26 protein-coding genes are annotated in these 22953 nt (G+C 34.0%); 18 read left to right on the top strand and 8 right to left on the bottom strand.

Annotated features, from left to right (window positions below; all coding sequences use genetic code 11):
• Positions 1–34 precede the first annotated feature (34 nt).
• Entirely contained in the window at positions 35–1159 is a 1125-nt protein-coding gene (locus FF52_RS02395; RefSeq protein WP_035690605.1) for a cysteine desulfurase family protein, read from the bottom strand.
• Between the two features lie 87 nt (positions 1160–1246).
• Here FF52_RS02395 and FF52_RS23065 point away from each other — a divergent pair, with 87 nt between their 5' ends.
• Positions 1247–2242 (top strand): hypothetical protein, encoded by a 996-nt coding sequence (locus FF52_RS23065; protein WP_008462624.1) that lies wholly within the window; start codon positions 1247–1249, stop codon positions 2240–2242.
• A 147-nt stretch (positions 2243–2389) separates the two neighbouring features.
• On the opposite strand, the gene FF52_RS02385 is transcribed toward FF52_RS23065, so the two are convergent.
• Positions 2390–2941, bottom strand: coding sequence for a Smr/MutS family protein (locus FF52_RS02385; protein ID WP_008462623.1), 552 nt, complete (start codon positions 2939–2941; stop codon positions 2390–2392).
• Between the two features lies 1 nt (position 2942).
• Positions 2943–3116: a hypothetical protein gene (locus tag FF52_RS23725; RefSeq protein ID WP_008462622.1), complete on the bottom strand. Its 174-nt coding sequence runs from the start codon at positions 3114–3116 to the stop codon at positions 2943–2945.
• A gap of 108 nt (positions 3117–3224) precedes the next feature.
• Between FF52_RS23725 and FF52_RS02380 the strand changes: the two genes are divergently transcribed.
• Positions 3225–3509: a DUF2752 domain-containing protein gene (locus FF52_RS02380; RefSeq protein WP_008462621.1), complete on the top strand. Its 285-nt coding sequence runs from the start codon at positions 3225–3227 to the stop codon at positions 3507–3509.
• 80 nt (positions 3510–3589) lie between these two features.
• Here FF52_RS02380 and FF52_RS02375 read toward each other — a convergent pair whose 3' ends face one another.
• Positions 3590–4291, bottom strand: coding sequence for a DUF1003 domain-containing protein (locus tag FF52_RS02375; RefSeq protein WP_008462619.1), 702 nt, complete (start codon positions 4289–4291; stop codon positions 3590–3592).
• A 189-nt stretch (positions 4292–4480) separates the two neighbouring features.
• Between FF52_RS02375 and FF52_RS02370 the strand changes: the two genes are divergently transcribed.
• The 3 genes from FF52_RS02370 to FF52_RS02360 all read left to right on the top strand — a co-directional run bounded on the left by FF52_RS02370 (position 4481) and on the right by FF52_RS02360 (position 7280).
• Positions 4481–5272 carry a serine O-acetyltransferase gene (locus tag FF52_RS02370; protein WP_035690666.1) on the top strand — a complete coding sequence of 264 codons (792 nt, stop codon included), beginning with the start codon at positions 4481–4483 and terminating at the stop codon, positions 5270–5272.
• A gap of 1 nt (position 5273) precedes the next feature.
• Positions 5274–6161: a cysteine synthase CysM gene (cysM, locus tag FF52_RS02365; RefSeq protein WP_008462616.1), complete on the top strand. Its 888-nt coding sequence runs from the start codon at positions 5274–5276 to the stop codon at positions 6159–6161.
• A 132-nt stretch (positions 6162–6293) separates the two neighbouring features.
• Positions 6294–7280 carry an aldo/keto reductase gene (locus tag FF52_RS02360; RefSeq protein ID WP_008462615.1) on the top strand — a complete coding sequence of 329 codons (987 nt, stop codon included), beginning with the start codon at positions 6294–6296 and terminating at the stop codon, positions 7278–7280.
• Between the two features lie 61 nt (positions 7281–7341).
• Here the strand turns inward: FF52_RS02360 and FF52_RS02355 are convergent, their stop codons facing one another.
• Positions 7342–8217: a sensor histidine kinase gene (locus FF52_RS02355; RefSeq protein WP_008462614.1), complete on the bottom strand. Its 876-nt coding sequence runs from the start codon at positions 8215–8217 to the stop codon at positions 7342–7344.
• A 333-nt stretch (positions 8218–8550) separates the two neighbouring features.
• Here FF52_RS02355 and rlmD point away from each other — a divergent pair, with 333 nt between their 5' ends.
• From rlmD to FF52_RS02340, 3 genes are read left to right on the top strand one after another with little or no spacing between them, the layout of a single operon-like run.
• The gene (gene rlmD / locus FF52_RS02350; protein WP_008462613.1) at positions 8551–9963 is read left to right on the top strand and encodes a 23S rRNA (uracil(1939)-C(5))-methyltransferase RlmD; all 1413 of its coding nucleotides are present in this window, start codon (positions 8551–8553) and stop codon (positions 9961–9963) included.
• Between the two features lie 7 nt (positions 9964–9970).
• The gene (locus FF52_RS02345; protein ID WP_008462612.1) at positions 9971–10513 is read left to right on the top strand and encodes a DUF6452 family protein; all 543 of its coding nucleotides are present in this window, start codon (positions 9971–9973) and stop codon (positions 10511–10513) included.
• On the top strand, positions 10485–11321 hold the full coding sequence (locus tag FF52_RS02340) for a DUF6048 family protein (protein WP_008462611.1): 837 nt from the start codon (positions 10485–10487) through the stop codon (positions 11319–11321). The genes FF52_RS02345 and FF52_RS02340 overlap by 29 nt, the downstream gene beginning before the upstream one ends.
• 135 nt (positions 11322–11456) lie before the next feature.
• Here FF52_RS02340 and FF52_RS02335 read toward each other — a convergent pair whose 3' ends face one another.
• The 3 genes from FF52_RS02335 to FF52_RS02325 all read right to left on the bottom strand — a co-directional run bounded on the left by FF52_RS02335 (position 11457) and on the right by FF52_RS02325 (position 13708).
• Entirely contained in the window at positions 11457–12149 is a 693-nt protein-coding gene (locus tag FF52_RS02335) for an aspartate/glutamate racemase family protein (protein ID WP_008462610.1), read from the bottom strand.
• Between the two features lie 12 nt (positions 12150–12161).
• A complete protein-coding gene (locus FF52_RS02330; RefSeq protein ID WP_008462608.1) occupies positions 12162–12398 on the bottom strand; it encodes a hypothetical protein in 237 nt (78 codons plus the stop codon).
• A gap of 152 nt (positions 12399–12550) precedes the next feature.
• Positions 12551–13708: a THUMP domain-containing class I SAM-dependent RNA methyltransferase gene (locus FF52_RS02325; protein WP_008462606.1), complete on the bottom strand. Its 1158-nt coding sequence runs from the start codon at positions 13706–13708 to the stop codon at positions 12551–12553.
• Between the two features lie 136 nt (positions 13709–13844).
• Between FF52_RS02325 and FF52_RS02320 the strand changes: the two genes are divergently transcribed.
• From FF52_RS02320 to FF52_RS02275, 10 genes are all read left to right on the top strand, one after another.
• Positions 13845–14609 carry a class I SAM-dependent methyltransferase gene (locus FF52_RS02320; protein WP_008462605.1) on the top strand — a complete coding sequence of 255 codons (765 nt, stop codon included), beginning with the start codon at positions 13845–13847 and terminating at the stop codon, positions 14607–14609.
• A gap of 80 nt (positions 14610–14689) precedes the next feature.
• Positions 14690–15358, top strand: coding sequence for a ZIP family metal transporter (locus tag FF52_RS02315; protein WP_008462603.1), 669 nt, complete (start codon positions 14690–14692; stop codon positions 15356–15358).
• A 402-nt stretch (positions 15359–15760) separates the two neighbouring features.
• Positions 15761–16573: an N-acetylmuramic acid 6-phosphate etherase gene (gene murQ, locus FF52_RS02310; protein WP_008462601.1), complete on the top strand. Its 813-nt coding sequence runs from the start codon at positions 15761–15763 to the stop codon at positions 16571–16573.
• A 207-nt stretch (positions 16574–16780) separates the two neighbouring features.
• Positions 16781–17002, top strand: coding sequence for a DUF6095 family protein (locus FF52_RS02305; protein WP_008462598.1), 222 nt, complete (start codon positions 16781–16783; stop codon positions 17000–17002).
• Between the two features lie 60 nt (positions 17003–17062).
• Positions 17063–17635, top strand: a complete 573-nt coding sequence (locus tag FF52_RS02300; RefSeq protein WP_008462597.1) for a pentapeptide repeat-containing protein — start codon at positions 17063–17065, stop codon at positions 17633–17635.
• A 2-nt stretch (positions 17636–17637) separates the two neighbouring features.
• On the top strand, positions 17638–18213 hold the full coding sequence (locus FF52_RS02295) for a DUF1572 family protein (RefSeq protein WP_008462595.1): 576 nt from the start codon (positions 17638–17640) through the stop codon (positions 18211–18213).
• A 29-nt stretch (positions 18214–18242) separates the two neighbouring features.
• Entirely contained in the window at positions 18243–18614 is a 372-nt protein-coding gene (locus FF52_RS02290; RefSeq protein WP_035690664.1) for a hypothetical protein, read from the top strand.
• Positions 18615–18758: 144 nt separating this feature from the next.
• Entirely contained in the window at positions 18759–20678 is a 1920-nt protein-coding gene (locus FF52_RS02285) for a DUF294 nucleotidyltransferase-like domain-containing protein (RefSeq protein WP_008462588.1), read from the top strand.
• 2 nt (positions 20679–20680) lie between these two features.
• Complete coding sequence (locus tag FF52_RS02280; protein WP_008462585.1) at positions 20681–21313, top strand: PolC-type DNA polymerase III; 633 nt, start codon at positions 20681–20683, stop codon at positions 21311–21313.
• A 157-nt stretch (positions 21314–21470) separates the two neighbouring features.
• A complete protein-coding gene (locus FF52_RS02275; protein ID WP_008462584.1) occupies positions 21471–22949 on the top strand; it encodes a hypothetical protein in 1479 nt (492 codons plus the stop codon).
• Positions 22950–22953 lie beyond the last annotated feature (4 nt).

Below are 22953 nucleotides of genomic sequence, written 5' to 3'. Positions count from 1 at the left end.
ACTTAAAATCTCAGAGCCTTAGCATCTCAGCATCTTAGACGGTTTTCAAACTCTCAATAAGCCAGTCGATATCTTCTTTGGTATTATAATGACTAAATGAAATTCTGAGATTTGGTAATTTTAAATCCGTCTCAGAAAGCATTTCGTTTAAAACATGCGAAGGTTTTATACTTCCAGACTGGCAAGCGCTTCCTCTTGAAACCGCAATTCCTTTCATATCCAAACTAAAGAGTAACATCGAGGTTTTATCTGATGAAAAAGGCAGAATAATATTGATGATGTTATAGAAGTCATCTTTTTTCCCGTTGATTCTAAAATCTGGAAAATGAATTTCTAACTGCTCAATCAGGTAATTTTTTATACTTGAAATATAAGCTCTTTCTTCTTCTAATTTTTCATAAGAAATAGACAAAGCTTTTGCCATTCCGGCAATCTGATGTACAGCTTCAGTTCCTGCACGAAGTCCTTTTTCTTGTTCTCCTCCAAAAAGCAACGGTTGTAAACCAGAATTTTTTCGAATAAAAGCAAAACCAATTCCTTTTGGTCCGTGAAACTTATGCGCACTAGCCAAAATAAAATCAACAGGAGTCTTTTGCAGGTCGATTTCTGTCTTTCCAACCGACTGCACTGTATCTGAATGAAACAAAGCATTGTATTGCTTGCAAATTAAACTTACGCGATCTAAATCTAGAATAGTTCCGGTTTCATTATTAACATGCATCAAACTGACTAATGTCTTTTTTTCGTCAGCCAATAAATTAGATAAATGTGTTAAGTCAAGACTTCCGTCTGTATTTACATTAACGTAGTCGACCTGAATTTTGTATTCATCTTGAAGCGCCCAAACGGTATGCAAAACGGCATGATGTTCAATCTTTGAAGTAATGATTCTTTCTACTTTTAAATCCTCGACAGAAGAGCGTAGAATCCAATTGTCGGCTTCAGTTCCGCCAGAAGTAAAAATGATTTCTTGAGCAGTGCAATTAAGATGTTTCGCAATACTCTTTCTTGAAAGTTCTAATATTGTTTTACCGTTTCGCCCGAAACTATGTGTAGAAGACGGATTTCCGTAATCCTCAAGCATTATTTTTGTCATTTCCTGAATTACTTCGGGACGCATGGCGGTTGTTGAGGCATTATCTAGATATACTTTTTTCATTGCTGCAAAGTTAAGAAATATCAATTGTCAAATCTTAAATATCATTTGGCATTTTTTTCACTATTTTTGACCCAAATAAATTTTACAATGAAAAAATATGCTGCCCTCTTATTATTTGCTCTTTTCTTAAACGGATGCGATGATGGAGATTTGACTGTAGATAAAATAGATTTTGAAGATATTGCAGAGTCTCAAGCTTGTGATCCTACAACAAATACTTTAATTTATAAATTAAAGCCACAAGAAGCGCTTTTACTTCAAATGCCAGAAGGAGCAATTATCAATGACAATGGCACCAAAACATACACAATAGATTCTAAAGGTAATGGTTCATACAGAGTAGTTTATAGAGCTTATGACGGAACTGTTGCGAAAGAAAATATTTGCGGTACGATTCCTCCAAGCACTCCAAAAGTAACCGAAGAATGGCTTGGAATTGATGGTCTAATAGAAATTGCAACCACTCAACTGGTAGATTCAAGCGCAACTGATGGAAGCACTAGAATTAAAGGTTATGAGCACAGTATCATTTTTAGAAATATCACATTTGCCAAACCAGCAGGAAACCAAACACAAGCAGAATTTGTATTTGGAACATACAATACTACCATAACACCAGCCAACCTGACTTTCAAAACTAACCCGAATGGATCTGCTTATGAATGTGACGAAGTGGCTAGAGTTTATAATTACAACAACACATTCTATTTATCGATTGATGATATAGATCCTGCTTTACTTGTCAATGTTGTTACTCCAAGCAACCAGCCTCGTACAAGTTTAATAACTGCTACACAAAATAAAGTGTTTTATAAAACGGCTAAAGAAGGAACTGGATCTATAACGCCAGCTTTTGTGTGTGCCAAAATACAGCCGTCTGCTCCAGCAATCGAAGAAACCTGGACAGGGCAGCTTGGAGTTGCTAATGTAAGCGGAATTATCGAAGTCACTACTACTTTGACTGGACAAGTTTATGAGCACACAATCGTCCTTAAAAACGTAGTTTTACAAAAAGGAAATAGCAACTTTAAACTGGGAAGCAATTTCGTTCTTGGAAAAATTAATAGAACAGCGACGAACTAAATAAATAGATTTCTAAAAAGAAATCAGCAAAAATAATTCTTACAAAAAAACGTCTGTTTTTTGAGATGATTTTACAACTAAATCGAATCAAAAAAATAGACGTTTTTTTATTCTTTAAGGCAGCCCTTTTTACTGCATAAAATTGTTTTACTTATTGCTTTGTCTAATATAAACTTCTGTAGCTCCAAGACCATATTTTTGATAATTGGCATCTTGAAAATCAATTCCGTCATAACGGCCTAATAAAAAATCGAGTTCCGCTTTCAAAATTCCTTCACCAACACCATGAATAAAAACGATTTTTGGAATGCGGTTTCTTATCGCAAATTCGATATGTCTTTTTGCCGTTTCAGTCTGCAATGTCAAAATATCATAGTTTGACATTCCGCGTTTATTCGGAACCAATTTTTCGATATGCAAATCAAATTCTGGAACACCAACATCACGTTTATCTTTCTTTTCTTTTACAAAACTTCTTGGTTTTGGCTCTGTTTTTTCTTTTGAAACTTCATCTAAATTAATTCTTTTAATAGAATTCATTAAATCACTGGTTTCTTGAATTTTAATTAGTTCGTTGACTAAAAATGTCATCATAAAACCATCTTCTGTTTCAATCAAAACTTCATTGTCTTTAACCGAAACTACCGTTCCGTTTATGGCTTCATCGAGTACTGAAACCTTATCTCCTTTTACCAGCATCCTACTCCTCTTTATCGTTATTTTTACTTGGCGTTTTTGCACTCAATTGCATCATTCCGAACATGAAAACTACAATTGCAGCAATCATGATATAGATGTTTTTTTCTTCCGAAACCTGTTCGTATAACGCAACCGAAATCGCAAGAATCATTATTATAATTTTAAAAGTTTTCATCCTTTCTTTATTTTAAGATTTCAAAAATATAAAACTTTCAAATAGTACTTCTATACTCCTTCAAACGTTTGTCATATTTTTTTAGTAAAATTGCAAAAAAGATCTGCCATGAGTTTAGAAAAATATATGATTCCTTGCATGTTCAAAACTGTGTTTGGCTATGACTGTTTGGGGTGTGGATTTCAGAGATCTCTATTCTTACTTTTTCAAGGCGATTTTTTAGCAGCTTTTAAAATGTATCCAGCCATTTATACCTGCCTTTTACTCTTTATTTTTTCGGCATTTCATTTCTTAGATAAATCTAGAAATTATAAAAAACTAATCTGGAGAATGGCAATCATAAATCTATTTTTTATGCTGGGCGGTTACTATCTTAAACACTTTTATTTTTAGATTTTCTAAAATCGCTTCGCTCTTTTTTGGAATTTGTCCCGATAGCTATCGGGATTAAAAAATTGGAATTTTAAAAACTTTTATTTCTTAATCTGATCCAAAATATCGTTCATCATTTCGATTTGGACTTTTTGAATTTCGATTAATTCTTGCTGCTGATGCATAATCAAATGATCAATTTTATCATGAATTAATCTAATTTCCAACTCTGATTTAAGATTAATCATAAAATCTTTTTTAGCACGATTACGGTCTTTTTCTTCCTGACGGTTTTGGCTCATCATAATCACAGGTGCCTGTAAAGCTGCCACACAAGACAGTATTAAGTTCAAGAGAATAAATGGATACGGATCAAATCCTTTGTTTAAGAAAATAAAAACATTTGAGCCAATCCAAACCGAAATAAAAACTACAAACGAAATAATAAAAGTCCAGCTTCCTCCAAAATCAGCCACTTTATCGGCTACTTTTTGCCCTAAATTTCTAGTTTCCTCCTCTTCTTCCACAATACTTACAATCGATTTATCTTCTTTTAATGAAGAAATAACATTTTTCTCCATTGCAGAAAGAGCTCCGATTTCAGAAGAAAGATAATTTGAAATATATTTTTGGCGATAAACATTTAACTCATTTATAGAAATACAGTCTTCAGCATCAAAATCAGGATATTCTTTTTTAATTAATCCCAAAATAGGATCATGAATTGCCCTTCCGTAAATTTTCTCACTTTCAGGAAAAGAAATCCCAGAAATATCACTTTTAAATGTTTGATTGTTTTTCATTTTAATATATTTTAAAAGCTAATTTACGCAATAAACTTCTTAAGAATTGCATAAAAAGAACCGCTTATAATTCGTTTTTTATCACAAATCAAACTTTGCAAACAAAATTTCTTTCGTTAAATCGTGATTTTATTTCCAAAAAACGCCTTACTTTTAACGTTCCAAAATTATTCATTCATTTTTACCATTGTGACAAAAGACAATATCATACAAAATATAAGAGCTTTAAAGAGCCATTCACATATAAATTACGGCATTAAAACCAAAACGGAAGACTTTACAGAAAAGCTTTTTTATACGCTATTTGATTCGAATGCAGCGTTGGACGAGAGCATTGATGAACTGGAGTTCCGTTTTAAAGAAATTGCGGTTTTAGCCTGCAAAAAACCTCAAAATTTATGCGAATCTATTTGGGACCGTTTTTTAGAAAAGCTCCCTGGCGTTTTAGAAAAGCTAAATCAAGATGCCGAATATATTCTTGAAAATGATCCCGCTTCAAACAGCATAGACGAAGTATATCTGGGGTATCCTGGATTTTATGCCATCGCGATTTACAGACTAAGCCACGAATTATATCATCTCGATTTACTGCTGTTTTCTCGATTAATGAGCGAATATGCACACAGAATTACAGGTACAGATATCCATGCCGGAGCCGATATTGCATCGCCATTTTTTATTGATCACGCTACAGGTATTGTAATTGGTGAAACAACCGTTATTAAAAAACATGTAAAAATCTATCAGGGAGTTACGCTTGGCGCATTGAGTGTAAGCAAAGAAATGAAGAATGCTAAAAGACATCCGACGGTAGAAGCCAATGTCTGCATTTATGCCAACGCGACAATTCTAGGCGGAGAAACTGTAATTGGAAAAAACAGTATCGTTGGAGGAAATGCTTGGATTACCAAATCTATTCCAGAAGACTCTATTGTTTTAAATACCACTACTACTGAAGTCAAAATAAAAGAAAAGAAATAACATGAATTCACATAGATTATTAAACTTAATTGGCAATACTCCATTGATGGAAACGGTCAATCTGGTTAAAAATAAAAATGTAAAACTTTTACTGAAACTGGAAGGAAACAATCCTGGAGGAAGCGTAAAAGACAGAGCGGCTTATAATATGATTGCCGCAGCATTAGAAAGAGGCGACATCAAAAAAGGAGATAAATTAATTGAGGCAACCAGCGGAAATACCGGAATTGCATTAGCGATGATTGCACAGTTGTTTGGCATCGAAATCGAGTTGGTTTTACCAGAAGATTCAACCAAAGAAAGAACTCAGACCATGCGTGCGTATGGCGCCACTGTGATTCTTACGCCTGCCAGCGAAGGAATTATAGGATCTAGAGATTATGCAGATAAAAAAGTGGCGCAAGGCGGGTATTTGATGCTGAATCAGTTTGCTAATGATGACAACTGGAAAGCGCATTACAAGACAACTGGTCCCGAAATATGGAATGATACTGACGGAACGGTAACACATTTTGTTTCTGCTATGGGAACAACTGGAACTATTATCGGAACTTCGACTTATTTGAAAGAAAAGAATGCAAATATTCAAATTGTTGGCGCACAGCCTAGCGACGGTTCTCAGATTCCTGGAATCCGTAAATGGCCACAAGAATATCTTCCAAAAATTTTTGATGCTTCTAAAGTGGATACCGTTGTCGATGTAAGCGAAGAAGAAGCACGTGCCATGACTAAAAGATTAGCTCTGGAAGAAGGTGTTTTTGCAGGAATGAGCAGCGGAGGTTCTGTTGCCGTTGCCTTAAAAATAGCCGAACAGCTAGAATCTGGAGTTGTCGTAGCCGTAATCTGCGATCGTGGCGATCGTTATTTATCTTCTGATTTATTTGACTAAAAAGATACTAAGTTGCTAAGGCTCTAAGATGCTAAGTTTTGAATAAATAAAAACTTTTTGTCTCAGAATCTCAGCAACTCTAGAAAAAAACTTAGAATCTTAGCAACTCAGAACCTTAGAATCTCAAAAAAAATGAACTACAGAAAACTAGGAAAAACAAACTTCAATATCTCTGAAATCTCACTTGGCACTTGGCAAGTTGGCGGAAAATGGGGATCGGGTTTTGATGATAAAACTGCCGATGAACTTTTGAACACGGCTATTGATAATGGTGTAAACTTTATTGACACTGCCGATGTATACGAAAACGGATTAAGCGAAACTGCTGTTGGAAGAGTCGTTCGCTCACGTTCTGAAAGAATTTTTGTTGCCACAAAATGCGGACGCCAGATAAATCCGCATGTTAATGAAGGATATACTCCAAAAGTGCTTCAAAAATTTGTTGAAGACAGTTTAAAAAGAACTGGCTTAGAAACTCTTGATTTAATTCAGTTGCACTGCCCTCCTACAGAAGTGTATTATCGTCCAGAAATATTTGAACTTTTTGACCGATTAAAAGATCAGGGAAAAATTCTTAATCTTGGTGTTAGCGTTGAAAAAGTTGAAGAAGCTTTAAAAGCAATTGAATATTCTAATGTAACCACAGTTCAGATTATTTTTAATCTGTTTCGCCAACGACCTTCTGAATTATTTTTCTCAGAAGCTAAAAAGAAAGACGTTGGAATAATTGCAAGAGTACCGTTGGCAAGTGGACTTTTAACAGGTAAATTTGATTCAAAAACTACTTTTGAACCTCAGGATCATCGCAATTTTAATCGTAACGGAGAAGCGTTTGATAAAGGCGAAACTTTCTCAGGAATTGATTATGAATTAGGATTAAAGGCTGTTGATGAATTAAAAGCTTTATTTCCTGAATCTAAAAATTTAGCCGCAATCGCCCTTCAATGGATTTTGAGTTTTAACGAAGTCAGCTGCATTATTCCAGGTGCATCAAAAACAGAACATGTTTTATCTAATTTATCGGTTTATAACACTCCAAAATTAACTTCTGAAAAGATTGCTGCAATGAACAAAATTTACAGCGATTTGATCAAACCTTCAGTTCATCAGCTTTGGTAGTAAATAAAAAGGAATAAAAAGGGTTATTAAGCATTTCAAAATCTTAATAACCCTTTCATATTTAGACATCAAATTCAATTCTAAATTCGGCACCTTTATTTTTTCCTTTACTGGATGCTGTCAATTGCCCTTTATTTCTTTCAATGATTTTTTTGCACAAATACAATCCAATCCCCGTAGAACCTTCACTTGCAGTTCCAAGTCGGCTCATTTTCGTGAATTTTTTAAATAATTCTTCAATCTGATTTTTATCAAAACCTATTCCGTGGTCTTTTACTGTTATAATCAATTTTGAGTTTTCTGAAAAGATTCTGGCTTTTATTTGACTTTCAAAATAGGAAAACTTAATCGCGTTGCTAATCAGATTTACCAAAACCTGAATCAAAAGTCCCTCATCTATTTTCAGTTTAGCTTCTGAACATTCTATTGCTAAATCTAGTCTTATATTTTTATCAAGTAATCGCTGTTCGACTTGTTCATTAATAAAAGGAAGAATATTAGAAAATGAAATGATCTTAGCTTCTTGGCTCACTTTTGCAACATCATCCTGTTCTTTTAGCAACTTGATGAAATTTTCGATATATCTAAATTGAAGATCAGTCGATTCGCAAATCAATTCAGCCATATTCTTAACCGATTCTGATGGATTTTCGCTTATAATCAATTGAGCCAAACCTTGCGGATTTCCAGCAAAATTTTTCAAATCATGCGAAAGCATATAGATTAAATCCTGTTTTTCGTTGATAAAATTCTCAGCTTCATTAATAGATTCTTGTATGTTGCACAAAAGCAGTCCAGCTTCATCTGTATATTCTGTTGGTAGATCAGACAATTTTCTTGAAGTTCTATAATCATCCAACGCCTTTGAAGCAGTCGCAATAGGCTTTATCAGCTTGTTTAAAACCAAAAGTGTTATTGCTGTTGCCAATAATGTCATAATTAAAGAAAAAATAAGAATGGAAGTCGATGACACCTCATGCTCGAAAAACAAGACGAAAAATAAAATGCCAATTAAAGGAATATGGATACCTATAAAAGCGACAAATAGGAATTTAAAAGCATAACTTTTTTTAAGAAAGCTGATTTGTGAGAGTTTATGATACAACTTCATAAAAAGACAAGAATAAGCGTAGATTAATAGCTATTTTTATTGGGGTAATTGCTAAAACAAAATTAGCTTTTATAGCCAATTAAACTAATATTTTGAAGAATTTCTAAATTTTTTCAAAAATTAAATTTGTAAAAGTTTTCAAAGGCTTATTTTTGCGCTATGGGAAGAAAAAATACAGACAAAGTTGTCTTTCATCAAATTCAAGTTCTTGATGCTGGTGCAAAAGGGGTTTCAGTAGCCAAAGCACCTGACGGAAAAGTAATCTTTATTCCGAATGTGGTACCTGGAGATGTTGTAGACGTACAGACATTAAAAAAAAGAAAGGCTTACTACGAAGGTAAAGCTGTAAAATTTCACGAATTATCTGAATATAGAGTAGATCCGATCTGCGAACATTTTGGAGTGTGTGGAGGTTGTAAATGGCAAAATATGAAATACAGCCAGCAACTTGCATTTAAACAAAATGAAGTTAAAAATCACTTACAAAGAATAGGAAAAATTGAGCTTCCAGAATTTGAAGATATTTTAGGTTCTGAGAAACAGTTTTTCTATAGAAATAAAATGGAATTTTCTTTTTCTAACAGCCGTTGGCTTACAGAAAAAGAAATTGGAAGCACGGAAGACTTAGGAAATAGAAATGCTTTAGGATTCCATATTCCGAAAATGTGGGATAAAATTCTTGACATCAATAAATGCCATCTACAAGAAGATCCCTCAAATGCCATTCGTAACGAGATCAGAGCTTTTGCAAACGAGCATAATTTAGCATTTTTTAATCCAAGAGAACATTCTGGATTATTGAGAACTGTCATGATTCGTACTGTCTCTACAGGAGAAATTATGGTTCTAATTCAGTTTTTTGAAGATGACAAAGAAAATAGAGAATTAATTCTTGACCATTTATACGAGAAGTTTCCACAAATCACTTCTTTGCAATATGTGGTAAACGGCAAGCAAAATGACACTATTTACGATCAGGATGTTATTCTTTACAAAGGAAGAGATTACATTTTAGAAGAAATGGAAGGTCTAAAATTCAGCATTAATGCAAAATCTTTCTACCAGACAAATTCTGACCAAGCCTACGAATTATACAAAATAACACGTGATTTTGCTGGTCTTACAGGAAACGAGACGGTTTATGACTTATATACAGGAACAGGGACAATTGCTCAATTCGTTTCTAAAAAAGCAAAAAAAGTAATCGGAGTAGAAAGTGTTCCAGAAGCTATTATTGATGCTAAAGCCAATGCAGAACGCAATAATATTACAAATTGCGAGTTTTTTGTTGGTGACATGAAAGTAGTCTTTAACGAAGCTTTTATTGCACAACACGGGAAACCAGATGTTATTATTACAGATCCGCCTCGCGACGGAATGCATAAAGATGTAGTGGAGCAAATTTTAAAAATTGCACCAAAAAGAGTAGTTTATGTAAGCTGTAATTCTGCAACTCAAGCACGTGACTTAGCTTTAATGGATGAAAAATACAAAGTGACACGAGTGAGACCTGTTGACATGTTTCCGCAGACGCATCATGTTGAAAATGTTGTACTTTTAGAACTTCGATAAAAAATAGATGAAAAAACTAATTTCTCTTTTGCTACTCTTTACTTTTGGCTTATCTAGCTGCGAGAAAGATGATATTTGCGACGCCAATACACCAACCACGCCAAGATTGGTGATTACATTTTATGATATTGCCAATCCGACAAAAACTAAAAATGTAAGCAACTTAAAAGTTATTGGCGATGGAATGGAACAGGGAATTGTTTTTAATGAAAGTCTCGCCGTTGATGATCCGTTGAGATATGTAACTAGCGGAAGTAGTGTTATGATTCCTTTAAAAATAAATGACAACACAACAACCTTCAAGTTTATTTATAACTCTTTAAGTGAAACGCCGACAACGATCAATACTGATGTTATAAAATTCAACTATACGACACAAAATGTGTATGTATCTAGAGCTTGCGGATTTAAAACTATTTTTCAGTTAACAAACGTTGCCCCTTTTGTACATACTGATCCAGACGGAGATACTTTCTGGATGACCGAAGTTGATTTAGAAAACCCTAACATTGAATTAGAAAATGAAACACACATTAAAGTTTATTTTTAGTCTTTCATTATTGTTTTCAATGTTTTTAGGTTTTGCTCAGGATGTGCCTGAAATTTCTAAAAATAAAGACACAATGGTGGCTAAAAAGCCTCAAACAGAAAAAACTGTAAAAACGGTAAAACCAGAAATTCAGGAAGCTCCAAAAGATAGCGTTGTAAAAACTGATCGCTATGGACTTCGTGTTGGTGTTGACTTGTACAAATTAACTCGCGGACTTTACGATAAAGATTACAAAGGAATTGAATTTGTAGGAGACTGGCGCTTGACAAAAAAATATTATATAGCTGCAGAATTAGGCTACGAAGACAAAACTACAGAAGACGACCGATTGACTTCTTCTGCTAACGGAACTTATATTAAAGCAGGTTTTGATTATAACTTTTATCAAAACTGGCTGGATATGGAAAACCTGATTACGATAGGAATGCGCGGAGGTTTCAGTACTTTTAGCCAAGAACTGATTAATTACAAAATTTACAATTCGAATCCATATTGGGGTGAACTACCTCCGATAAACGAGGGTCAGAAATACAGCGGACTTATGGCAACTTGGATCGAAGTTGCAATGGGATTAAAAGCACAGGTTTTTAGAAACGTATTTGTTGGTTTTGGTGTTCAGCTGAAACTTCTGGCTACAAACAAAGAACCAAATAATTTTGAAAACCTTTATATTCCAGGATTCAACAGAACTTACGATGGAAGTTTTGGAATCGGTTTCAACTATACCGTTTCTTACTTTATTCCGATTTACAAGAAAAAGACAATGGCTTCTGAAACTGCAAAGAAAGAAGAGCCTAAGAAGAAATAGTTTTTTTAGACGCTAAGATTATAAGATACTATGGTTCTAAGATTAAAAAAGGGAAAATTCAAATTGAATTTTCCCTTTTTTAATGATGTTTAGAAACTAAGCAACTTAGAACCTTAGTAGCTTAGCAACTCGAAACTATGTTAATTGAAAATTAATTGCTGCTTGTGTGTGTATTAAAGTTGTGTCAAAAATTGGAACATCTAAATCTCCTTCTTTTATGACTAGCGGAATTTCGGTACATCCTAAAATGATTCCTTCTGCTCCGTTTTTTATCAATTCATTTGCTATTTCTAGATAACGTTTTTTTGTTTCTTCCGTTGCGATTCCTCTTCCTAATTCTTCAAAAATAGTGTAATGAATAAAATCTTTTACTTCTTCACTTACAGGAATTATCGTTTCAATTCCTTTTTCAGCAAGCTTGTCTTTAAAGAAATCTAGTTCCATTGTAAATTTGGTTCCTAACAGACCTACTTTTTTCAGCTGTTTTTTCTCAATTTCAATTGCCGTTTCTACTGCAATATGAAGAAGAGGAATATCAATTGCTTGCTGTAATCTATCCGCAATGAGATGCATGGTATTGGCACATAAAAGGATCGCTTCTGCCCCGCCCGATTTTAAAACTTCCGCAGCTTTCAAAAGCATATTAAAAGTCGAATCCCAATCGTTGGCGTCGTTATTCTTTTTAATATCGGCATAATTAAAAGAATAAATCAAACACTCAGAGAAATTCAATCCGCCGAGTTTTTCATTAATTCCTTTATTAATCAAGGTATAATAATCAGATGTAGAAACCCAGCTGATTCCACCAATAAGTCCAATTTTCCTCATATATTTTTTAGATTATTCGATTTCTTTGATTCCTTTTATAAAAAGCCATTTCATAAAAAGCTTCTCCCCATCTTTGGTTCTCACAGCTTGAAATTTAGGACCAATTATAGTTCCAATTACAAATGCTGTCATCGGAATCCAAATCCCTGTTAATCCTGTATAAGAAGCGATCAAATATCTAAATAGAAGAAATAGAATTGCAAAAGCTGCTAATTGATATAAAAAAGCTCGTAGTTGTAGTTTTGACATTTTTTTTGAGTTACTAAGGTTCTAAGATGTTAAGATTCTAAGTTTTTCCTTTGAATCTTAAACAACAGAAACCTTAATTATTTAAAATTTTCTTTAATCTTTTTTAGTTAGCTAAAATTCTAAGCATCTTAGAACCTTAGTAACTTAGAAACTTAGACTTGAAATTTCGTTCTCTTGCTTCCTTCGTACATTTCGTATTTCACCAAACGCGCTTCAAGACTTCCGTTGAAAAGTTTAATTTTTCTTGACGGTTTTAATCCGACAAATTTCAAAGCTTCAAGGTTTGCTGTAATAAACCAGGCGTTTGTTCCAGGATAATTTTTCTTCAAAGTGTCTCCAATATTAGCATAGAATCTTTCCATGTGAATATCTAAACGCTCATCATAAGGCGGATTGAAAACGACATGAAGTTTTCCTTCTGTTTCTTTTTCCGTATCAAAGAAATTTTCTTCGTAAACCTTAATATAATCCTCTAAATTGGCATTTCTGATATTATCTTTTGCTTTGCTAACGGCGCTTGGCGCTTTATCAAAACCTTTAATCGTATAATGAAACTCGCGTGTTTTTTTCATTAAACTATCCACAATTGTATCAAACAAATCATTATCCCAATCTTTCCATTTTTCAAAAGCGAATTCTTTTCTGTTGATGTTTGCTGGAATATTGCAGGCAATCATAGCCGCTTCTGCCAAGAAAGTTCCCGAACCGCACATCGGATCAAGAAAATGGCTTTGCCCATCCCATCCAGACAATAAAAGAATTCCAGCTGCTAAAACCTCATTAATTGGCGCAATATTCGTAGCTGTTCTATAACCACGCTGATGAAGCGAAGCTCCCGAAGTATCTAAAGCTACAGAAACCTGATCTTTATCGATATGAATATTAATACGCAAATCTGGATATTGTTTATCAATACTTGGTCTTTGCCCAGTTCTTTCTCTAAACTGATCTACAATTGCGTCTTTGCATTTCTGAGAAACAAATTCAGAATGATTGAAATAAGTAGAATGCACCGTGGCATCAATCACAAAAGTCTGGTTCGCATTTAAATATTTTGACCAGTTTAAACCCGAAATACCTTTGTACAAAGCCTGCTCATTATTTGCTCTAAAAGAATAAATTGGTTTTAAGACTTTAAGAGCCGTGCGCAAAGACAAATTGGCTTTGTACATAAAACCTTTATCTCCTTTAAAGCTTACCATTCTCACTCCTTTTTCAACATCCTGAGCACCAAGTGTTCGTAATTCTTTTTCTAATATTTCTTCAAAGCCAAAAAAACATTTGGCAATCATTTTAAAATTTTCTTCCATTTCTTTTTCAATTAAAAAAAGCCAATCGCCATAACATTTTATTATACTGGTATAAACACGTATCGGAGCGAAATAGTTATTTTTCGGCAAAAATACACTAAATTTGCCGGACTTTGAATTAATTGAAATAGAATAAATGTCTGAAAAACATAACGCATCAACCCCAAACCAAGAAGACGACAATCAAAACTGGTATTCTTCATGGTTTGATACGCCATATTATCACATTCTTTATAAGGATCGTAATTATCGTGAAGCACAGATTTTCATGGACAATTTAACGCATTACCTTAATTTGCCTGAGAAAGCAAAAGTATTGGATTTAGCGTGCGGAAAAGGCCGTCATTCTATTTATTTAAATCAACTTGGCTATGATGTCTTAGGAGCCGATTTGTCTGAAAACAGTATTGCCGAGGCCAGCAAAAACAGTAACGAAACACTGCATTTTAAAGTGCACGATATGCGCGAACCTTTTGAAGAAAAGTTCGACGCTATTTTTAACCTTTTCACCAGTTTTGGCTATTTTGAAAGCGACGATGATAATCTAACAACCTTAAAGGCAATTAAAGAAAGCCTATCTGAATATGGTTTTGCTGTTATCGATTTCATGAACGTGGCAAATGTTATTGAAAACCTTGTGCCTGAAGAAGTAAAAACGGTTGACGAAATAGATTTTCATATCAAAAGATATGTTGAAGACGGACATATTTTTAAAGAAATTGATTTTGAGGACAAAGGCAGAAAATATCATTTTACAGAAAAAGTAAAAGCACTAACTTTGAAAGACTTTCAGGATTTAATGGACGAAGCCGGAATTTTCCTGCTGGACATTTTTGGAGACTACAAACTCAAAAAATTCCATAAAACCGAAAGCGAAAGATTAATCATGATTTTTAAATAAATTGGTAAATCGTTTAATTGTTTAACCGTTTAATCGGAGGCAAAAAACGATTAAACGAATCAACGGTTAAACAAATATAAATGAACTATTTATTACCTTTATTTTCTGTACTTTTAGGATATAGCGCGGCTTTGTTTATAAAACCCGAAAACAAAACCAATTTAAAATTACTGCTGGCTTTCAGCGGCTCTTTTTTATTGTCTCTAACCGTAATGCACCTTCTTCCAGAAGTTTACGAATCACACAATCATAATATCGGAATCTTTATAATGGTCGGGATTTTGTTCCAGATCGTGCTCGAATTTTTCTCAAAAGGAGCCGAACACGGACATGTTCATGGACATGCAAAACTGTCTCAGATTCCGTGGCTGTTGTTTGCCAGTCTTTGCATTCATGCCTTTTTAGAAGGTTTTCCAGTAAGCCACCATCATGGTTTGGCTATAGGAATTGCCATTCATCACCTTCCAATTGCGGTTATTCTAACGACCTTTTTTATCAATGCCGATTTAAACAAAAAAGCCATTTTTGCTTTCATGCTGACATTTGCTATTATGACGCCACTAGGAACTGTAGCTTCAGAATACCTACCTTTCTTAAGTAATTATTACACCGAAATAACAGCAATCGTAATTGGAATCTTATTTCACATTTCGTCAACGATTATTTTTGAAAGCAGCGAAGGGCACAAATTCAATGTTGCTAAAGTTTCTATGATTGTTCTCGGAATTCTATTGGCATTCTTTTTATAATCTGGGCGTGCCACCATCCCGATAAGAGGGCAAATTTACTTTGAGGTTATTCGCCCTCTTATCGGGACGCTGTCGGGCTATCCGCATTAATTCGGTAATTTGCTCCTATCCCTCACGCAAAAAAATTATTCATAAGTCAACTCTAGATTCTAAAATCTCCTAAAACGTGCTGTCCTTAAAGAAATAAAAGCTAAAATTCTATCTATTCTCTCTAACAAATCTAACTTGGTACTTTATCTTTCAAAAAAACTTTGTGAAAAATATTTTAGCATATGTAACAATGATGGGAATAAAGCGTCTTTATGCTAAAAAAACACAAGAAAAAAATTGATTTTAAATCTCTGAGACTTTGCAAGATTGAGATAAAATATATTAATTTTGACGAGTCTAAATAACGATAAAATGACATTTACCAAAACCACTGAACAAGCATCAAAATATGAACATTTAGAGAAAATGTCTGTTCATGAATTGTTATCTAATATAAACCAAGAAGACAAAACTGTGCCTTATGCGGTAGAAAAAGCTTTGCCACAAATCGAAGCTTTAATTCCTCAGATTGTAGAGAAATTAAAACTCGGAGGCAGATTGTTTTATATTGGTGCAGGGACTTCTGGCCGTCTTGGTGTTGTCGATGCTTCAGAATGTCCGCCAACTTTTGGCGTTCCTTTTGATTTAGTAAATGGCATTATTGCAGGCGGTGATACAGCCATAAGACGTGCTGTAGAAAACGCCGAAGACAGTACAACAAATGCTTGGATCGATCTTCAAAACCATAATATCAATTCAAACGATGTGGTTATTGGAATCGCTGCTTCTGGAACGACTCCTTATGTAATTAGCGGTTTAGAATCTTGTAATAAAAACAATATTGTAACAGGATGTATTACTTGTAATGCAGGAAGTCCGTTGGCTTTAACTGCCCAATTCCCAATTGAAGTTGTAGTCGGACCAGAATTCGTTACAGGAAGCTCTAGAATGAAAGCTGGAACTGCACAAAAATTGGTGCTGAATATGATTTCGACTGCATCTATGATTCAGCTTGGAAAAGTGAGAGGAAACAAAATGGTTGATATGCAGTTAAGCAATATCAAACTTGTTGATCGAGGCGTTAAGATGATTATGGATGAAATTTCGGTTTCGTATGATGAAGCTTCTGAACTATTGAAAAAATATGGCAGCGTGAGAAATGCTGTTGATAATTATAAAAAATAAAAGTATTTTGCTTTGTCGTTTAGTTTAACCGCAATCCCGATAGCTATCGGGAGCTAAAGTTTACGCAAGGTTCGCAAGTTTTTTCAAAGCTTTGCGAACCTTGCGTTTTATTAAAGTTTCTAATGTAAAAAAACTTTGCGACCTTTGCGGTTAAACACAAGTCAAACAACTTGAAACTTGACACAAGGAAAACCTGAAACTAAAAACATGGCAACAAACAAAGAATTACTAAAAAAAGGAGTGAAATATTTATCAGGTGCTCTGCCTCTTATGTTTCTTGGCCCAACATTGATTTATAATGCTTTTATGAACCAGCATACTAACTGGCATTATCTTGTTTTAGGAATCGGAATTGTGGCTTGTCTTTCTTCTATGCTTTTGATCTTTTTCGGATTGAAAATCATTATGAAAGGTATTTTTAATGACTAAATAAGCAATCAACAAACCTAACAGGTTTTGAAAACCAGTTAGGTTTAATATTTATAAAACATGGAAAGTCTAATTCACATTCAGAAAACATTTGAAAAAGTTGTTTATATCGATAAACGAATAAACAATCGGGAATTTGAAGATTGTGTGTTTAAAAATTGTGATTTTTCCAACAGCAATTTCAATTCTAATACTTTCCTTGACTGCGAATTTATTGACTGCAATTTATCTATGACCAGTTTGGCTGGAACGAGCTTAAAAAATGTAACCTTTAAAAACTGTAAACTTCTCGGAATCGCTTTTAATGAATGTGACGATTTTTTATTTCAAGTATATTTTGAAGATTGTGTTCTGGATTATGCTCTTTTTTCGAATAAAAAAATGCCTAAAACCAAGTTCATCAATTCTTCTGTGCGCGAAGTAACTTTCATCGGAACCAATTTAACGAGTTCTGTCTTTGACAATTGCAATCTTGACGGTGCTATTTTTAACGAAACTCAACTAGCTGGAGTTAACTTTAAAACCGCATACAATTACAAAATTGATCCTGAGTTTAATCCGATGAAAAAAGCACAATTTTCTACTGAAGGAATTGTTGGATTATTAGATAAATATGACATTAAAATCATTTGATTATGAATGCAGATCAATCTTACCTAGAAAGTGTCAAAAAGCAATTTTTATATTATAAAATGCTTGGAGAAAAAGCCATAGATCAACTCGAACCATCACAGCTTTTTGTTTCTTTTAATGACGACACCAACAGTATAGCGACAATCATAAAACATATTTCTGGCAATATGCTTTCTCGTTGGACAGATTTTTTAACTTCTGACGGCGAGAAAGAATGGCGAAACCGTGATTCCGAATTTGAAAACGATTTACAATCTAAAGAAGAAGTTTTGGAAGTTTGGAATAAAGGCTGGAATTGTCTTGAAAATGCTTTGGAAAGCTTAAAACCCGAACAGCTTTCAAATATCATTTACATTAGAAATGAAGGTCATACGGTTATTGAAGCCATAAATCGTCAATTAGCACACTATCCTTATCATGTCGGACAGATTGTTTTTTATGCTAAACAATTGAAAAACAGCGAATGGAATAGCTTATCGATTCCGAAGAATAAATCGAGAAATTATAATGCCGAAAAGTTTGCCAAAGAAAAAGAAATCAAGAACTTTACTGATGATGAATTAAAGAAATTGAAATGATAAAAGCTATAGGCTTAAAGCATAAAAAAATGAAAAAAATACTATTCTTATTACCGATTCTGGCTTTAGTGTCTTGTTATAATACCGAACACAATTGCAAGGATTTTAAAACTGGAAAATTCAAATTTGAAACAGAAGTCAATGGCGTAAAAAAAACAACTTATTTTGAGCGCAAAGACGATATTGAAATCGAAACATTTGAAGGAAAAACAGATACCGCGACCATTCGCTGGGTAAGTGACTGCGAATATGTGCTGCAGAAAAAGCATCCAAAAAATATGGCTGAAGAAAAAGCTATCAGCATGAAGATTCTAACAACTTCTAAAGATTCTTATACTTTTGAATTTGGCTTGGTTGGTTCTGAAGAAAAACAGCGAGGCACAGTTTATAAAGTAGATTAAAATAATTAAACTTTTTTGCCGCAAAGGCACAAAGACTCCAAGGACTTATTTCTTTGCGACTTTGTGCCTTTGTGGCAAATTATTATAATGTGTTTCTTTTACATTTCTATTTTAAATAGTACATTAGGGCTTTAATCTAACCAAATGAAAAATACCATTTCGCAAAGAGTAGCTGACTTTTTAAAAGGATATCCGCCGTTTAATTTTTTGCATCAGAGAGATTTAGAAAAACTGTCTGAGCAGATTTCAATTATATATAAAGAAAAAGATGCTGTGATTTTTGCTGAAAATGACAAAACTCACGACTCTTTTTATGTGGTTCATAAAGGTGCAGTAGCTTTGAAAAAAAGCACTAAAAATACGGTTTTAGACATGTGTGATGAAGGGGATATTTTTGGACTTCGTCCGCTTTTGGCGCAAGAAAATTATATTATGGAAGCTGTGGCGCATGAAGAAACCATTCTATATGCCATTCCGATTGCCATTTTTAAACCCTATGCGCTTGAGAATAGAAATGTTGGTAATTTCCTGATTGAGAGTTATGCTTCGAATACTCGAAATCCGTATTCAGATATCCATAAAGATAAATTATATGGTGATGATCAGCTGAATGAAAATTTGCATTCCAGCAATCATTCTTTCGATTTAGCCCCTATCAAATATTCTAAAAAAATCGTAACCTGCAGTCCGTCAACAACTGTTAAGGACATTGCGAAAATCATGAATAAGAAAAAAGTCGGTGCCATTTTGATTGTAGATGAAATGCTTCCGATTGGTATTTTGACGGATAAAGATCTTCGAAACAAAATTGTTACTGGAGATTTTCCTATAACGACAACTGCAGAAACGATAATGACAAAACCGGTTATTACGTATCCGAAAAAAATGACGGTTACCGAGGCGCAAATGGCGATGATGAAAAGCAATATCAGCCATTTATGTTTAACAAAAGACGGAACTGTAAACACCAAAGCGGTTGGAATTTTGTCAAAACACGACGTTATGGTGGCGCTCGGAAATAATCCAGCCGTTTTAATAAAAGCGTTGAAACGTGCTAAAAAAGTCAAAGAAATAAAGCCAATCCGAAACCGAATTATGCAATTGCTACAGGGTTATTTGGATCAAAACATTCCGATGACTCTGATTACCAAAATCATAACTGAATTGAATGAAGCGTGCATAACTCGAGTTATCGAAATTTGTATCGAAAAAATGAGCAGTCCCCCACCTGTAAAATTTGCTTGGCTGGCACTTGGAAGTCAGGGACGTGGTGAACAGATGCTGCATACGGATCAGGATAATGCTATTGTATACGAAAATGTCAATGAAGTTTTCAGAGATGAAACTAAAATCTATTTCTTAAAATTTGCTGGGCTTGTCAATAAAGGTCTTTTTGAAATTGGTTACGATTATTGTCCTGCCGAAATGATGGCTTCGAATCCAAAATGGTGCATGAGTTTGGATGAATGGAAAAGTCATGTGCACCATTGGATTACCAATCCTGGTAAAAATGAGGTCTTATTGTCGTTTATTTTCTTTGATTACAGCTTAACTTACGGAGATAGCGAAGTGGCAAATCAATTGTCCGATTATATTTTTGAAGATTTAAAAGCAAATCCGATTTTTTATATGCATTTGGTGAGTGGTGCTTTGCAAAGTCCTTCTCCTACTGGTTTCTTTAGACAGTTTTTAGTAGAGCAAGACGGAGCTAACAAGGATAACTTTGACATTAAACGAAGAGCTTTAATGCCTTTAACCGACGCAGCACGTGTTTTAATTTTATCTCATTCGGTAAAAGGAATCAGTAATACGGCAGAGCGTTTTGAGAAACTGGCAGAATTGGAACCAAACAATAGAGAGCTATATTTATCATGTTCGTATTCGTTTAAAGCGTTATTAAAATTCAGAACGAAACAAGGATTGTTGCATCATGATTCGGGTCAGTTTATCGAATTGGAATCTTTAACCAAAATGGAAAAAATTAAACTGAAACGTACTTTTAAAACTATAAAAGAACTTCAGGAACTTATTTCAGTACGTTTTAACATCTCAAATCTGGTATAATAATGAGTTTATTCAATTTTTGGAAGAAAGAAGAAAACAATTTATTCGACGAAAATATTACGATCGAAGAAACTCGTTTTGTGGTTTTAGATACCGAAACTACTGGATTTGATTATGATAATGACCGTATTTTGTGTATTGGTGCACTGGTTCTTCAAAACGGAATTATTAATGTTCAGGAAAGTTTTGAGGTTTATTTGGAACAAGACCATTATGATAAATCGACCGCTCAGATTCATGGTATTTTAAAAGATCTGCTTGTTAAACGCCCGACTGAACTAGAAGCTTTACAACAGTTTTTAGATTTTTTAGGAGATTCTATAATTATTGCACATCATACCATTTTTGATGTTACGATGATCAATAGAGCTTTAGAGCGCAATGAACTTCCGCAATTGCAAAACAAAACTTTAGATACGGCTTATTTGTATAAAAAGACTTTGATTCAGTCGCATTTATTTGAACGAAAAGATCATTATACCTTAGATGATTTAGCCGATAAATTTGATATTTCAAAAAAAGATCGACATACCGCTTTGGGAGATGCTTATATAACAGCGATTGCTTTTCTTAAGATTGTGAAGAAGTTAAGAGAAAAAAAAGAGGTCAGCTTAAATCAGCTTTTTAAATATTAATTTTTTTTTATCAATCTTAAATTTACATTCAAAACCTTCAATTTACCATTTCATAATACAAGACTTAGATTTATTAGCATTAAGAAAAAATTAACATAACGTGTACTTTGTTTTAGAGAGATAGCTTTGCCTTAATCAAAAAAATAAAAAACACTTTATGAAAGCTAACTTTTTAAAATCAATTACCTTGCTTGGACTTGCAGGTTTTTCTGCAATAAGCTGTCAAAATGATGACAAAGATTCAAAAAACGATGTAAACGCAAGTATCGATTTTACTTCACATTCAAAAGTATCTCCTTTTGTGTATGCTCAAACAGGTTTTGAAAACTTAAAAATCAGTACTTTACTTACAAGTGCAGATGCACTTCCAAATTCACCTTCTTTTGTTTACGGAGCGCAGCCAGACGGAGCTGGATTAATGAAAGATCCAAATGGTGATGGATACATTATGATTACCAACCACGAAATTATACAATCTGTATCAAGAGTATATCTAGATAAAACATTCAAACCTGTAAAAGGAGATTATATTGTTGATGGCGTTGGAGGTCTTACTCGTTTATGTTCTGCTACTCTAGCAACTCCAGAAATCCATGGGTTCGGACCAATCTTTTTAACTGCTGGAGAAAGCGGACAAGAAAGTATGGTTCACGGAATTAATCCTCTTGGATTGTCTACTGATAAAGCAAGAACTGACAGAGTGTTGCCAGCTTTAGGAAAAGCAAGTATGGAAAACGCGGTTCCACTTCCTAAAGAAGCTTATCCTGGAAAAACAGTTATTTTAATCGGTGAAGATCAGTCTTATGCAACTTCTCATGTAAGCGCCGGCCAGCTGATTATGTATGTAAGTACAGTTGGTGATTTATCTAACGGAAAATTATACGCTTTAAAAAGAACTGATGGAAATCAAGTTGAAACTACTATGACTTTAAACAATTCATACCCAGTTGAATTTGTTGAAATTCCAAATGCTAAAAACTTAACTGGTGCTGTAATCAATACAACGGTTAATGATTTAAAAGCAATTCGTTTTTCAAGAGTTGAAGACGTAGATTACAGAAAAGGAAGCGCAAGCAACAATAGAGAAATCTATTTTACTGCAACTGGTCAGGCAACTAACAATGCTCCTGTTGAAGGATATACCATGTGGGGAAGAGTTTATAAAGTGAAATTAGACGCAACAAACCCATTAAAAGGAACTTTAGAATTGGCTGTTGAAGGTGATAGTACTCCTGGAACTGGAATAATCAATCCTGATAATTTATGTGTGACTGAAAACTATGTATACATTCAGGAAGATGGCGACAGCTATTATGCAGATGCAAAACACGATTCATACATTTGGCAATACAATATTGCTACAAAACAAAATAAACCGTGGTTAAACATGAATCACAAAAGAACAGATACAGCTTGGAACACACTTTATAACCAAACCGGCGAAATGAGATTTGGAAGCTGGGAATTTGGAGCCATGCAAGACATTTCAGATATCATTGGTGTTCCAGATACTTTCACGATAAATATTCACCCTCATACTTGGCAGAGCGATGCATTTAAAAATGCAGACGGTTCAGGAACTCAAACTAACAAAGAAGGAGGGCAAACTGTAATTATTAGAAACGTGCAGCGCTAATAAT

Source organism: Flavobacterium sp. F52 (genome assembly GCF_000278705.1).
Lineage (GTDB): Bacteria > Bacteroidota > Bacteroidia > Flavobacteriales > Flavobacteriaceae > Flavobacterium > Flavobacterium anhuiense.
The sequence above is the reverse complement of the archived record's forward strand: the minus strand, read 5'-3'. Positions and strand labels throughout refer to the sequence as shown.